Annotated in this window: 12 protein-coding genes; 4 read left to right on the top strand and 8 right to left on the bottom strand. The window is 59.1% G+C overall.

The genetic code is table 11. The annotated features are described in order from the left end of the window. Positions 1-2: 2 nt before the first annotated feature. Together FHW77_RS19800 and fdxA are read left to right on the top strand one after the other, a co-directional pair. A complete protein-coding gene (locus FHW77_RS19800; RefSeq protein ID WP_004444041.1) occupies positions 3-419 on the top strand; it encodes an RNA-binding S4 domain-containing protein in 417 nt (138 codons plus the stop codon). A 158-nt stretch (positions 420-577) separates the two neighbouring features. Then, positions 578-916 (top strand): ferredoxin FdxA, encoded by a 339-nt coding sequence (fdxA, locus tag FHW77_RS19795; protein WP_004444038.1) that lies wholly within the window; start codon positions 578-580, stop codon positions 914-916. Between the two features lie 64 nt (positions 917-980). Here fdxA and holA read toward each other — a convergent pair whose 3' ends face one another. Genes holA through leuS form a run of 3 tightly spaced genes read right to left on the bottom strand, consistent with a single transcriptional unit; the run spans position 981 to position 5,198 of the window. After that, positions 981-2,018 (bottom strand): DNA polymerase III subunit delta, encoded by a 1,038-nt coding sequence (gene holA / locus FHW77_RS19790; RefSeq protein WP_004444036.1) that lies wholly within the window; start codon positions 2,016-2,018, stop codon positions 981-983. A gap of 11 nt (positions 2,019-2,029) precedes the next feature. Further along, positions 2,030-2,575: an LPS assembly lipoprotein LptE gene (gene lptE / locus FHW77_RS19785; protein WP_006698300.1), complete on the bottom strand. Its 546-nt coding sequence runs from the start codon at positions 2,573-2,575 to the stop codon at positions 2,030-2,032. After that, a complete protein-coding gene (gene leuS, locus FHW77_RS19780; protein ID WP_004444033.1) occupies positions 2,568-5,198 on the bottom strand; it encodes a leucine--tRNA ligase in 2,631 nt (876 codons plus the stop codon). The genes lptE and leuS overlap by 8 nt, the downstream gene beginning before the upstream one ends. Positions 5,199-5,389: 191 nt before the next feature. Between leuS and FHW77_RS19775 the strand changes: the two genes are divergently transcribed. Next, positions 5,390-6,049, top strand: a complete 660-nt coding sequence (locus FHW77_RS19775) for a YggS family pyridoxal phosphate-dependent enzyme (protein ID WP_004444031.1) — start codon at positions 5,390-5,392, stop codon at positions 6,047-6,049. Positions 6,050-6,106: 57 nt separating this feature from the next. Here the strand turns inward: FHW77_RS19775 and FHW77_RS19770 are convergent, their stop codons facing one another. Further along, positions 6,107-6,808 carry a DUF1013 domain-containing protein gene (locus FHW77_RS19770; protein WP_004444027.1) on the bottom strand — a complete coding sequence of 234 codons (702 nt, stop codon included), beginning with the start codon at positions 6,806-6,808 and terminating at the stop codon, positions 6,107-6,109. Positions 6,809-7,038: 230 nt separating this feature from the next. On the opposite strand from FHW77_RS19770, the gene acs reads away from it, so the two are divergent. Then, a complete protein-coding gene (gene acs / locus FHW77_RS19765; protein ID WP_004444026.1) occupies positions 7,039-8,991 on the top strand; it encodes an acetate--CoA ligase in 1,953 nt (650 codons plus the stop codon). A gap of 101 nt (positions 8,992-9,092) precedes the next feature. Here acs and FHW77_RS19760 read toward each other — a convergent pair whose 3' ends face one another. The 4 genes from FHW77_RS19760 to FHW77_RS19745 are packed head-to-tail and all read right to left on the bottom strand — an operon-like array spanning position 9,093 to position 13,134. After that, positions 9,093-10,100, bottom strand: coding sequence for a TRAP transporter substrate-binding protein (locus tag FHW77_RS19760; RefSeq protein WP_004444024.1), 1,008 nt, complete (start codon positions 10,098-10,100; stop codon positions 9,093-9,095). 39 nt (positions 10,101-10,139) lie between these two features. Next, entirely contained in the window at positions 10,140-11,417 is a 1,278-nt protein-coding gene (locus FHW77_RS19755; RefSeq protein WP_004444023.1) for a TRAP transporter large permease, read from the bottom strand. Positions 11,418-11,421: 4 nt separating this feature from the next. Next, positions 11,422-11,952 carry a TRAP transporter small permease gene (locus FHW77_RS19750; protein WP_004444021.1) on the bottom strand — a complete coding sequence of 177 codons (531 nt, stop codon included), beginning with the start codon at positions 11,950-11,952 and terminating at the stop codon, positions 11,422-11,424. A gap of 21 nt (positions 11,953-11,973) precedes the next feature. Further along, positions 11,974-13,134, bottom strand: a complete 1,161-nt coding sequence (locus tag FHW77_RS19745; protein WP_004444019.1) for a fumarylacetoacetate hydrolase family protein — start codon at positions 13,132-13,134, stop codon at positions 11,974-11,976. Positions 13,135-13,323: the final 189 nt, after the last annotated feature.

The following is a 13,323-nucleotide window of genomic DNA, read 5'->3' as shown; positions in this document are numbered from 1 at the left end:
CTATGGGAAACAGCGAGCAGCCACTGGAAAGCACGCGTCAGCGTCTAGACAAGTGGCTGTTCTTTGCCCGCATGGCTAAATCCCGTTCGCTCGCCCAGAGCTACGTTCAGTCGGGACAGGTGAAGATCAATGGCGTCGTCGTCCGCCAGCCCAGTCATGCGGTGAAGCCCGGCGACAGGCTGGAAATAAGCTTCGAGCGGATGGACAGGGTCGTGGTGGTGAAGTCGGGCGGGACGCGGCGCGGCCCCTATGAAGAAGCCAGACTTCTCTATGACGATCAGACGCCGCCAAAGGAGCCTTCCGACAGGCTGACACTCCTTGAGCAGGCAATGCGCCAGCCGGGCAGCGGACGCCCGACGAAAAAGGAGCGCAGAGCGCTCGACAGGTTTCTGTCCGACAGCGACGGCAGTACAGATTAGAATAAACCTCCAAGTCAGCACCGTTTTTCAGAATTGTTTATCCTTGCTATCTGCAGGCAAAGGCATTACGTCACTTGCGAAATTGCCCTGTCTGAATTCCGGGCGACGGCTTGTGTTCCGAAGCCCAAAGACCCGGCCTGCATATTCTGGAGTTCATCATGACATATGTCGTGACCGACAATTGCATCCGCTGCAAATATACCGATTGCGTTGAGGTCTGCCCTGTCGACTGCTTTTACGAGGGCGAAAATTTCCTCGCCATCAATCCCGACGAATGCATCGACTGTGGTGTGTGCGAACCGGAATGTCCTGCCGAGGCCATCAAACCCGATACGGAGCCGGGTCTCGACAAGTGGCTGAAGCTCAATGCGGAATATGCCGCGATCTGGCCGAACATCACCATCAAGCGCGACCCGATGCCGGAAGCCAAGGAAATGGATGGTGTCGAAGGCAAGCTGGAGCTTTATTTCTCTGCTGAGCCCGGCAAGGGCGACTGACCGCAGATTTGCGACGGTCTTGCACCAACATGTGAAAAGCCCTCGTCTGCACGAGGGCTTTTGTTTATCCGCCGCGGCCGGATTGCAGCGTGGTGGATAATAGTGTCAGTAGGGCCACGCTTTCCTCCAGACTTTGGCGCTGGCGGCTTTGCAGGATGGCCGCCTGTAGTCGGTTCATCTCGCGGGCGATCGCCGCTGGCTGCCATGTGCGCAGCGCTCTTTCGATGACCGGTTTCCGGCGAAAATGGATATGACGTCCGAGCGTCTGCATGACCTGACCGGCCTGCTGCTTTTTCTCGTCCATCTCGGCGCGCATCTGATCGAGCAGCTGGAATTGCTTGAGGCACCCCTGAAGCACGAGGAAGATCGGCGTCTTGGAAGAAATGATCTTCTGGGTGGCATGGAAAAACGCGTTTCTGTCACCCTTCAGGATGGCGTCAACGGCGTCATCGGCTGAAACCGTACTGGCATCACCGATGATGGCCAGGACATCGTCTTCCTCGATTACCTCTGCGCCGCGGCAATAAAGTGCCAGCTTGCGGATTTCGTTTCGTGAAGCGATACGGTCGCCCCCCAGCGATTCGATAAGCCGTTGCCGCGCGGCAGGCGCGATACGCAAATTGTCGCCCGAAAGTTCCTGGTCTATCAACGCGTTCAGTGCGCGCGCATCGTCCGCGTAACAGGGAATGGCTGCGATGGATCGAGCCGGTTCCGCGATCTTGCGCAGCCCCGTGCCCTTCTTGATGTCACCTGCTTCGATGATGAGAAAGCTCGCTTCCGGCGGCGTTTCCGCCAGAATCTGGAGGGCATCCACCAACGCCTTTTCAGCTGACGCGCCCTTGACCCAGACAAGTTTCTCGCCGCCGAAAAGACCAATGGCGTTCACCTCGTCCAGCAAACGCCCCGGGTCGCCCTGGAGATCGGACGCAGTCAATTTCAGCGACGCAAAAGCGTCGTCGGGATCTATCCCCGTCTTTTTGGCGATGAGGGTTGCGCGTTCTGATACGAGACCACGATCCGGCCCGTAGAGTACGAAAACGCGAAAGCGCTCCGCCGGATTCTCGGCGAAGCGCTCAAATTCATGGGACTTTATCTCCGCCACGGCCGCCGCTCTCAGCGGCCGAGGGTGGCGGCGATGTCGGTGCGGATGATTTCGGCAAGTTCGCGCGCCGCACGGTTTTCGGCGTCGCGGGTCGCCCGGATCTTGGCGAATTCCTGCTGTGGCAGATCCACCTGCGCCGTCACGCTGCGGCGTGCGGAGCGCAGAATCTGACCGTCGGAAATGCGCGTCAGCACGTATTGGCCGCTCATGATGACACGGCCTGGATACGGCCCGTCGTAATTGTTGTTCGTCCGTGTGGTTAGGTCGTAATTCTGCACCTCTGTCGAGGAAGCGCTCGAGCTGACCGAAACCTTGACGTTATATTGCGCCGTCGTCGGCTGCCCAGCGCCGCCAGCCAGAAGGAAGATTAGCTGGTTGCGAACTTCCTGTCCAACTCTGCCACCGATATCGGAGACGCTGACGGCCGCCAACCTTTCCTTGGTCCCGGAAGCCTCGCCATAGAGCGGGCGCACCTGGCAGCCCGCCAGAAGACCAGCCATCATCACGACGGAAATTGCTGCCGCGACGCGGCTCCATCTCGAAAAAACGTCAGACAACAATGTTCACAATCCTCTGCGGAACCACGATGACTTTCTTGGGCTCGCCGCCGGCAAGAAGAGATTTGACGGCATCCAGAGCAAGGGCAGCCGCGCGGACCGCATCTTGATCCGCATCGCGCGCGATTGTCAATTCGCCGCGCTTCTTGCCATTGACCTGCACGGGCATGACCACGTCGTTTTCCTCGACCAGCGAAGGCACGAAGGTCGGCCATGACGCCTCAGCCACCAGGCCTTCATTGCCCAGCGCCGCCCAGCATTCTTCCGCCAGGTGTGGCGTCATGGGGGCGATGATGCGGATCAGGATTTCGACGGCGTCACGCGCTGCTGCCTTGACGTCGTCGGATTTGCCGCCCGCAGCGACATCCGCAAGCGGACCGGCGAGCGCGTTGACCAGTTCATAGATGCGGGCAATGGCCTTGTTGAAGGCGAGCTTGTCCAGATCTTCCTGAACAGCCTTCAGCGTCTTGTGGGCCGCCTTGGAGGCCGCCAGCCCTTCACCCTCGGTTGCAGGCTTCGGCCTGACGGATTTCAGCTCCTCGGCAGCTTCACCGATGATGCGCCAGACGCGTTGTACGAAGCGGTTCGCGCCCTCGACGCCCGATTCGGACCAAATCACATCACGATCCGGCGGCGAGTCCGACAGGACGAAAAAGCGTGCGGTATCGGCGCCGTACGATGCGATGATATCATCAGGATCGACCACGTTCTTTTTCGACTTCGACATCTTCTCGATCGAGCCGATCTTCACCTCTTCACCGGATGACAGCAGGAAGGCGCGGCGTGTGCCGTCGGTTTCCTCAATCCGCAGATCTGCAGGTGGCACCCATTCGCGTGCAGTGCCTTCACCACGGCTGTAGGTCTCATGAACCACCATGCCCTGGGTGAACAGACCCTTGAACGGCTCCTTGACATCGACATGACCTGTTTCGCGCATCGCACGGGTGAAGAAGCGCGAATAGAGCAGGTGCAGGATCGCGTGCTCGATGCCGCCGATATACTGATCCACAGGCAGCCAGTGGTTGGCGACCTTCGGGTCGGTCGGTGCGTCTTCCCAGGGTGCCGTGAAGCGCGTGTAATACCAGCTGGAATCGACGAAGGTGTCCATCGTGTCGGTTTCACGACGCGCGTCATGGCCGCATTGCGGGCAGGCGACGTGACGCCAGGTCGGATGCCGGTCCAGCGGGTTGCCGGGCACGTCGAAGGTCACATCGTCGGGCAGCTTGACGGGCAGGTCCTTTTTCGGGACCGGCACGACGCCGCAGACTTCGCAATGAATGACCGGGATCGGGCAGCCCCAGTAACGCTGGCGGGAAATGCCCCAGTCGCGCAGACGGAAATTGACCTTGCGCTCGGCCTGAGGCGCGTTGTCCAGCGTCTGCGCCGACAGCTTCTGCACGACTGCCTCGAAGGCATCCGTCGTTTTCATGCCATTCAGGAAGCCGGAGTTAATCATCACGCCGTCGTCGGTGTAGGCGGTGTCATCGACCGTGAAGCTTTCCGCATCCGGGCCCTCAGGGGCGACGACCGCCACGACCGGCAGGCCGTATTTGCGGGCGAAGTCCAGGTCGCGCTGGTCGCCGGAAGGGCAACCGAAGATCGCGCCGGTACCGTAATCCATCAACACGAAATTGGCGACGTAGACCGGCAGTTCCCAGGTCGGATCCAGCGGATGGACGACTTTGACGCCGGTATCGATGCCTTTCTTTTCAGCCGTTTCCAGCGCGGCCAGAGAGGTTCCATGGCGGCGGCATTCATCGCAGAATTCGGCGATCGCAGGATTTTTTTCCGACAGTTCTTTCGCCAGCGGATGGTCGGCGGCAATGGCCAGGAAGGAGGCGCCGAACAGCGTGTCGGGGCGTGTGGTGTAAACCGTGATGTCAGAGAAGCCTTCCGGTGCCGTGTCAGCAACAGTCTGCCAGCGCAGCGACAGGCCTTCGGAACGGCCGATCCAGTTCTTCTGCATCAGGCGCACTTTTTCCGGCCACTGATCCAGCGTGTCCAGCTCGTCCAGCAGGTCCTGGCTGAAATCGGTGATGCGGAAGAACCATTGCGTCAGCTCGCGCTGTTCGACCAGCGCACCGGAGCGCCAGCCGCGGCCGTCGATGACCTGCTCATTGGCCAGAACGGTATGGTCGACCGGGTCCCAGTTGACCTTCGACTGCTTGCGGTAGACCAGACCCTTTTCCATGAAGTCAACGAACAGTGCCTGCTGGCGATGATAATATTCCACATCGCAGGTCGCGAATTCGCGGGTCCAGTCCAAGGACAGGCCCATGGATTTCAGCTGACCGCGCATGGTGGCGATGTTCTGGTAGGTCCAATCTTTCGGGTGAACCTTGTTCTGCATGGCGGCGTTTTCGGCCGGCATGCCGAAGGCGTCCCAACCCATCGGGTGCAAGACGTTGAAACCGCGGGCGCGCTTGTAGCGGGCGACGACGTCGCCCATGGCATAGTTGCGGACATGGCCCATGTGGATGCGACCCGACGGATAGGGGAACATCTCCAGAACGTAATATTTCTCACGCGGATCGCTGTTGTCTGTCACGAAGACCTTGTCTTCGTTCCATTTTTGCTGCCAGCGCGGCTCGGCGTCGCGAGGATTGTAACGTTCGATGGCCATTGTCTAAAATTCCGGGTATCGAGGGGAAAAATGTGCGCTGACCTTCACCATGAAACGACCGGGGCGTCAAGTTTGGCGGGGCGTTCGGCGGTGCAATCTTGGCCAGCGTGCCTCAAATGGTGCTAAAGGCGCTTGGCATCAAGGGATTCGGCGTCTAGTTAGCGGTTCGAACGGTTAAAAAAGGTCTTGTGATGGAAATCGAAGCACGACTTCAGGATGTCAGGCAGCGCATTGCGGATGTGGCGGAAAAATCCAACCGCAAGGCGGCAGATGTTGCCCTCGTCGCGGTATCGAAGACCTTCGAAGCGGAGGCGATCCAGCCGGTCATCGATGCCGGCCAGCGCGTGTTCGGAGAGAACCGCGTGCAGGAGGCGCAGGGCAAGTGGCCGGCGCTGAAAGAGAAGACTGATGGCATAGAACTGCATCTGATCGGCCCATTGCAGTCCAACAAGGCTGCGGACGCCGTGGCATTATTTGACGTCGTCGAAAGCGTCGACCGCGAAAAGATCGCCCGTGCGCTTGCCGAGGAATGCGGCAAACAGGGCCGCAAACTTCGTTTTTATGTGCAGGTCAATACCGGGCTTGAGCCGCAAAAGGCGGGCATCGATCCGCGTGAGACCATCGCTTTCGTGGCATTTTGCCGGGACGAGTTGAAATTGTTGGTCGAGGGGCTGATGTGCATTCCGCCGGCAGATGAAAATCCTGGTCCGCATTTTGCGCTGCTGGCGAAGCTTGCCAAGCAATGTGGCCTGGAAAAACTCTCCATGGGCATGTCCGGGGATTTCGAAACGGCCGTCGAATTCGGCGCGACCAGTGTTCGTGTGGGCTCGGCGATCTTCGGCACGCGATAAGGCCATAAACAAAAAACCCGGCGCTGAGGCCGGGTTTCAAGCATTCGAAAACGTCGATCAGTACTGATCGTCCTCGTCTTCGTCCTTCTGCGTGGATTTCAGCGAGGAGAGCTTCTTGAAGACCGCATCGGCGTCGATCTGTTCGTCTTCTTCGCGCTGGAAGTTGTAATCCAGGCCTTCCGTTGCCGTCGCCGGCTGCAATGTGTTGTCCAGCTCTTCGGCGGTCGGCAGCGGACGGCCACGCGAGGCGCGTTCAACTTCGAGGTCGAGATCGATCTGGCTGCAGAGGCCGAGTGTGACCGGGTCCATCGGCGTCAGGTTTGCCGAGTTCCAGTGGGTGCGGTCGCGGATTTGCTCAATGGTCGACTTCGTGGTGCCGACGAGACGCGAAATCTGCGCATCCTTCAGTTCCGGGTGGTTGCGAACGAGCCAGAGAATGGCGTTCGGACGGTCCTGACGCTTGGAAACCGGCGTGTAGCGCGGGCCGCGACGCTTGGATTCCGGCACGCGCACCTTCGGCTCGGAAAGCTTCAGCTTGTGGTTCGGGTTGCCTTCGGCGCGGGCGATTTCATCGCGGGAAAGCTGTCCGGTGGCGATCGGGTCGAGGCCCTTGATGCCCTGCGCGGCTTCACCGTCGGCAATTGCCTTGACTTCAAGCGGGTGCAGTTTGCAGAACGTGGCGATCTGATCGAACGACAGCGCGGTGTTGTCAACCAGCCATACAGCCGTTGCCTTTGGCATGAGCAATTGTTGAGCCATAGATACAGTCCTTCTGTCCGTCCGCGCCGGTGTCGCGGGCGTGGTATCAACCACTGATTTCCGGGATATTGCCGCTCTATAACCGGATTGCATCATAATTGCAATTCTTTGCGAAACAAATGACCTTTGTCTAATTGCCGTGTGCAATTGACCTGCTATGAATTCAACACATGCCTGAGGTGGGAGTCTCGGGCCGCGTCAGAAGCCATACCCGGTTCCAGGAGGAGTTCATGTCTGCCAAAATCTACCCGGTGCTCAAGTCGGCGAAAGCCCGCACGCTCATCGACAATGAGCGTTACCAGAAATGGTACCAGGAGAGCGTCGAGGATCCAGAAAAATTCTGGGACAAGCATGGCCGTCGGATCGACTGGTTCAAGCCTTACACCAAGGTCAAGAATACGTCCTTCAAGGGCAGGGTGCCAATCAAGTGGTTCGAGGACGGCCTCACCAACGTCTCCTACAACTGTATTGACCGGCATCTGAAGACGCATGGCGAGCGCACCGCGATCATCTGGGAAGGCGATAACCCCTATATCGACAAGAAGATCACCTATAACCAGCTTTATGATTACGTCTGCCGTCTGGCGAATGTGCTGAAGAAGCACGGCGTCAAGAAGGGCGACCGCGTCACCATCTATATGCCGATGATACCGGAGGCAGCCTATGCGATGCTCGCCTGTGCGCGCATCGGGGCGATCCATTCGGTCGTTTTCGGCGGTTTCTCGCCGGAAGCGCTGGCGGGCCGCATCGTTGACTGCCAGTCGACCTTCGTCATTACCTGCGATGAAGGTGTGCGCGGCGGCAAGCCGATACCGCTGAAAGAAAATACCGACAAGGCGATCGATATCGCCGCCAAGCAATATGTCATTGTCAACAAGGTTCTGGTCGTTCGCCGAACCGGCGGCAAGACCGGCTGGGCGCCGGGCCGCGACATCTGGTACCACCAGGAAATCGCCACGGTGAAACCGGATTGCCCGCCTGTGAAGATGCGCGCGGAAGATCCGCTGTTCATCCTCTATACGTCGGGCTCTACCGGCAAGCCAAAGGGCGTGCTGCACACCACGGGCGGCTACCTCGTCTATACGTCGATGACGCATGAATATGTCTTCGATTACAAGGATGGCGAGGTCTACTGGTGTACGGCCGATGTCGGCTGGGTCACGGGACACTCTTATATAGTCTATGGACCGCTGGCCAATTGCGCGACGACGCTGATGTTCGAAGGTGTTCCCAATTTTCCGGATCAGGGCCGTTTCTGGGAAGTCATCGACAAGCACAAGGTCAACATCTTCTACACGGCGCCGACAGCGCTCAGATCGCTGATGGGTGCGGGTGACCAGTTCGTCCAGCGCTCGTCGCGCTCCAGCATCCGTCTTCTCGGCACCGTGGGCGAGCCGATCAACCCGGAAGCATGGGAGTGGTATTACCATGTTGTCGGTGAGGACAAGAGCCCGATCGTCGATACATGGTGGCAGACGGAAACCGGCGGCATTCTCATCTCGCCGCTGCCGGGTGCGACCGATCTGAAACCCGGCTCGGCGACAAGGCCGTTCTTCGGTGTGCAGCCGCAGCTTGTCGATGCCGAAGGCAATGTGCTGGAGGGGCCGGCAGACGGCAATCTCTGCATCATCGACAGCTGGCCGGGCCAGTCGCGCTCCGTCTATGGCGATCATCAGCGCTTCATCGACACCTACTTCTCCACCTACAAGGGCAAGTATTTCACCGGTGATGGCTGCCGGCGCGATGAGGATGGTTATTACTGGATCACCGGCCGCGTCGATGACGTGCTGAACGTTTCCGGTCATCGTCTTGGCACGGCCGAGGTGGAATCGGCGCTGGTGTCGCATCATCAGGTTTCGGAAGCGGCCGTGGTCGGTTATCCGCATCCGATCAAGGGGCAGGGCATCTATTGTTATGTCACGCTGATGGCAGGCCAGAACGGCGACTATGCGCTGCGCGAAGAGCTGGTAAAACACGTGCGCAACGAGATCGGACCGGTTGCGACACCCGATAAGATCCAGTTCGCGCCCGGCCTGCCGAAGACCCGTTCCGGCAAGATCATGCGGCGCATCCTGCGCAAGATCGCCGAGGATGATTTTGGTGCGCTGGGAGATACGTCGACGCTCGCTGATCCTGCTGTCGTCGAGGACCTCATCGCCAACCGGCAAAACCGCACGGCGTGAACTGAGAGGCTGCTTCGGCAGCCTTTTTCTATTGACTGTCCTCACAAACAAAAACACCCGGAGGCGAACCTCCGGGTGTTTTTCATCGTAGGCTGTAACGCTTACTGGCCGCGGATCTTCTTGAGGTCCGCCAGAACGGCGTCAACGACGTCGGCGCCGATTTCAGCCTTGTGCTTTTCGTAAACGACCATCGACTTTTCGCGGATACGCGCCTGCTCTTCGGCAGACAGCGAGTTCACCTCGAGGCCGGCAGCCTTGATCTTTTCCAGCGACTTCTGGTTCAGTTCGCGGATGACCTTGCGCTCTTCGTCACGACCCACGACTGCGCATTCGCGCAGGGCTGCCTGTTCTTCCGGCGTGTAGCTGTCGAAGATCGGCTTGGAGAAGAGGAAGAGGAACGGCGTGTAAGCGTGGTTCGTCTCCGTGATGTACTTCTGCACCTCGTAGAACTTCGAGGTGTCGATCGTCACATAGGGGTTTTCCTGGGCATCGATCGCGTTGGTCTCAAGCGCCGAGAAGACTTCGCCGAAAGCCATCGGCGTAGCGTTTGCACCGAGGTTCTGGAAGGTGTCGAGGAAGATGTTGTTCTGCATCACGCGGACCTTGAGGCCCGAGAAATCTTCCCACTTGTTGACGGCATGCTTGGAGTTCGACAGGTTGCGGAAGCCGTTTTCCCAGTAAGCGAGGTTTACGAGGCCCTGTTCTTCCAGCTTCTTGTTCATCATGTCGCCGAAGGCGCCGTCCATGACGGCATCGGCTTCCTTGGCATTGGCGAAGAGGAATGGCAGGTCGAAGACGCCCAGCGACGGGATGAGACCGACGAGCGGCGAGGACGACGTGACGACCGCTTCCTGAACGCCGGAGCGCAGGGCCTGTGTCGCCTGAAGGTCACCGCCGAGAGCGCCACCCCAGAATGCCGTCAGTTTCAGCTTGCCGCCGGACTTGTCGTCGAGGCAGGCCTGCATGGCCTTGATGCCGTTGCCGACGGGATGATCCTGGTTGATACCGTTCGAAACGCGGATGTTGCGGCTGTTGAATTCGGCCATTGCCGGCGCTGCCGCGCCGACTGCGAAGGCGATTGCCGTGGTGGTCAGAAGAAGCTTTCTCATAATATCCTCCCTTGGACTGTGGTCGAGAAAAAGTTTCACTTAACGTAGGTACTGCAGAGGCACGAGGACGATGTCCGGGAAAATCACCAGCAGCGCCAGCACGATGGTTTCGGCGACGAGGAAGGGCCAGACACCGATCGTGACCTTGCCGAGCGGGATGCGGCCGACGCCGCTGACGACGTTCAGCACCACGCCAACCGGCGGGGTAATCAGGCCGATGGCGTTGTTGATGATGAAGAGAACACCGAAATAGACCGGGTCGATGCCCGCCTGCTTGATGATGGGCATCAGAACTGGCGTCAGGATCAGGATGGTCGGCGTCAGGTCAAGCGCGGTGCCGACGACGAAGACCAGCACCATGATGACAGCCATCAGCAGCATCGGACGGTCGATCAGCGGCTCGATGTAACCGGCAACTTCGTTCGGAATGTTTGCCGCCGTAATGAGCCATGCGGAGACGAGGGCCGCGCAGACCAGGAACATGATGATCGAGGTGCTCTTCGCGGCGCGCAGCAGCACGTGGAACAGGTCAGCCGGCTTCAGTTCGCGGTAGATCACCATGCCGACGAAAAGCGCATAGGCGGCAGCCACGACGGCGGCTTCCGTCGGCGTCATGATGCCGGCCTTGATACCGCCGAGGATGATGACGGGCATGCCGAGCGCCCAGCCGGCGCGGGCCGTGGCTGTAACGCGTTCCTTGGCCGTGGTTTTCGGCAGCGGCTTGACGTCGTCCTTGCGCACCACGATCAGCCAGGCGACGATCAGTGAGATGCCCATCAGAATACCGGGTACGATACCGGCAAGGAAAAGCTGGGTGATCGAAACGTTAGCGGCGACACCGAAGACGATGAACGCCATGGACGGTGGAATGACCGGGGCGATGATACCGCCGGCTGCGATCAGGCCGCCGGAGCGCGGAATATTGTAACCGGCCTTCGCCATCATCGGGATGAGGATTGCGGCGAGGGCTGCGGTATCGGCTGCGGCCGAACCGGAGATGCTGGCCATGATGATGGCAGCGACGATGGCCACGATGCCGAGGCCGCCCCTGATGTGGCCGACCAGCGCGATCGCAAAGTCGATGATGCGGCGGGACAGGCCGCCGGAATTCATCAGTTCGCCAGCGAGGATGAAGAAGGGGATGGCAAGCAGGGTGAAGGTGTCTGCGCCCGAGATCATGTTCTGCGCGATGATAGCGGTGTTGAACATGCCCATGTACCACATGAGCACGACGCCACAGAACATCAGCGAGAAAGCGACGGGAACGCCAATGGCCATGGCTCCCAGAAGAGAGCCGACAAAAACGAAAAGTGTCATGGTATCAGCGCTCCGAAAGCTGTTCGATCGTCAGGTTCTCGCCCGCAAACTGGGCGATTTCGTCTTCCGTCACGCGGCCCGTCAGAAGGCGGTACAGGCGTTCCAGCGCGATCACGAACATCAGGCCACCCGTGAACATGCCGATGCCATAGACCCAGATCATGGAGAGCTTGGTGACCGGGGCGTGCATGCTGGCGTTGATGCCGGACTGTTTCCAGGTGCCCCAGAAGAAGATGGCGGAACAGGCCAGAATGATGATGTTCGAGATGATCATGCAGACGATGCGGGCGCGGCGCGACAGAAACATCACGAGCGTTTCAATGCCCATATGGCTGTTCTCGCGGAAGGTCAGCACCGCGCCGAGGAAGGTCAGCCACACGAAGAAATAGCGTGACAGCTCTTCCGAGACATTGATGCCGGAATTCATCGTGTAACGCATGACGACGTTGACGAAGACCATGATCGACATGCCGGCAAGCAGCGCGACGAGAATGATTTCGAGAATCCGGTAAAAAAGATTGATGGTCTTTTGCATTTTCCCCTCCCGAAGAAATATCTAGAGCAGCCCTCGTTTCGCCAGGTTGCGCATCAGTGCCGCGGTGCCGAACGTCCATTCCGGGCATTCGTCAGTCGTCGTGACCCAGTTGATCAGCTTACCGAGCTTGGGCGTGGAGATTTCGACACGGTCACCCTTTGAATGGGTGAAGCCGAGACCTGGGCCATGGCGGTCCTTTACCGGCGCGAACATCGTGCCAAGGAAAAAGACTGCGCCGTCAGGATATTGGTGGTTACGGTTCAAGAGCTGCGAAGCGAGGTTTTCCGGCGTGCGGCTGATCGCCTCCATGGGGCTGACGCCCGTCATGGTGAAACCATCCTCTCCTTCGACCAGAAGCGAAATCTGCGCCTTCTTCACATCTTCAATGCTGAAGTTGCCATCGAACAGGCGGATGAACGGGCCGATTGCGCAGGAGGCATTGTTGTCCTTAGCCTTGCTGAGCAGCAGGGCGGAGCGGCCTTCGAAATCGCGCAGGTTGACGTCGTTGCCGAGCGTCGCGCCGACAATGTGACCGTCAGAGGTGATGGCCAATACCACTTCCGGCTCAGGGTTGTTCCACTGCGATTTGGGATGGACGCCGATCAGGGCACCGCAGCCGACGGAGGCCATGGCCTGCGCCTTGGAGAAGATTTCCGCATCCGGGCCGATGCCCACTTCCAGATATTGCGACCAGAGGCCCATTTCCTGGAGCAGTTTTTTCACCTCGGCGGCTTTTTCTGAGCCGGCCTCAAGTCCCTTGAGATTGTCGCCAAGAACAGGCGCCAGCCGTCCGCGAATTTCCTGCGCACGCAGCGGATCGCCCTTGGCCTGTTCCTCGATCACGCGTTCCAGCATGCTGTCGGCGAAGGTGACACCTGCAGCCTTGACGGCCTGAATATCGTTGGGAGCGAGGAGATCGCCAGCTGAGCCGTCCAGAAACGCGTCCAGCGCGCCTAAGGCGACGAAAGTACCGGTGTCCTTGAGCTGCTCCACCAGGTCGGTCTTCTCCAGAAGCTCTGACATGGTTGGAGAAACAGACGTGAGGTCATAAAGCACGCCATCCTTGAGGAGGACGGGGCAGGGGCCGCCTTCGCTTTTCGACCAGACGCGGCCGACGAGCAAAGCGTTTTCATAATCCTCAGGCAAAATTGCGGTAGCGTCGATCGACCTTACGCCGGCCATGTATATCCTCCCCTTTCAGACTTCCGACAGGCCGCCTCCTGCGGTCTTATTGTCTGGATGTCTGACAACCTAATCTTATTCTTCTTAGTATGACTTTTCGAGCGAGTCTAGCGGTCTCACGGACAAATTTATCATGTATCGCTCATGAAGCGCGGAAACCTGTCCTATAGCTTGACTGCCAGTGACTTT

The organism is Agrobacterium sp. RC10-4-1 (assembly GCF_014138475.1).
In the GTDB taxonomy this organism is placed as follows: Bacteria; Pseudomonadota; Alphaproteobacteria; order Rhizobiales; family Rhizobiaceae; genus Agrobacterium; species Agrobacterium pusense.
This window is presented reverse-complemented; position numbering and strand designations above follow the sequence as displayed.

Excerpts from the sequence above, each read along its gene's own strand:
- FHW77_RS19745 (WP_004444019.1), bottom strand. The coding sequence starts at position 13,134 with ATGGCCGGCGTAAGGTCGATCGACGCTACCGCAATTTTGCCTGAGGAT.
- leuS (WP_004444033.1), bottom strand. The coding sequence starts at position 5,198 with ATGGCCATCGAACGTTACAATCCTCGCGACGCCGAGCCGCGCTGGCAG.
- FHW77_RS19770 (WP_004444027.1), bottom strand. The coding sequence starts at position 6,808 with ATGGCTCAACAATTGCTCATGCCAAAGGCAACGGCTGTATGGCTGGTT.
- fdxA (WP_004444038.1), top strand. The coding sequence starts at position 578 with ATGACATATGTCGTGACCGACAATTGCATCCGCTGCAAATATACCGAT.
- FHW77_RS19775 (WP_004444031.1), top strand. The coding sequence starts at position 5,390 with ATGGAAATCGAAGCACGACTTCAGGATGTCAGGCAGCGCATTGCGGAT.
- acs (WP_004444026.1), top strand. The coding sequence starts at position 7,039 with ATGTCTGCCAAAATCTACCCGGTGCTCAAGTCGGCGAAAGCCCGCACG.
- FHW77_RS19755 (WP_004444023.1), bottom strand. The coding sequence starts at position 11,417 with ATGACACTTTTCGTTTTTGTCGGCTCTCTTCTGGGAGCCATGGCCATT.
- FHW77_RS19760 (WP_004444024.1), bottom strand. The coding sequence starts at position 10,100 with ATGAGAAAGCTTCTTCTGACCACCACGGCAATCGCCTTCGCAGTCGGC.
- FHW77_RS19750 (WP_004444021.1), bottom strand. The coding sequence starts at position 11,952 with ATGCAAAAGACCATCAATCTTTTTTACCGGATTCTCGAAATCATTCTC.
- FHW77_RS19800 (WP_004444041.1), top strand. The coding sequence starts at position 3 with ATGGGAAACAGCGAGCAGCCACTGGAAAGCACGCGTCAGCGTCTAGAC.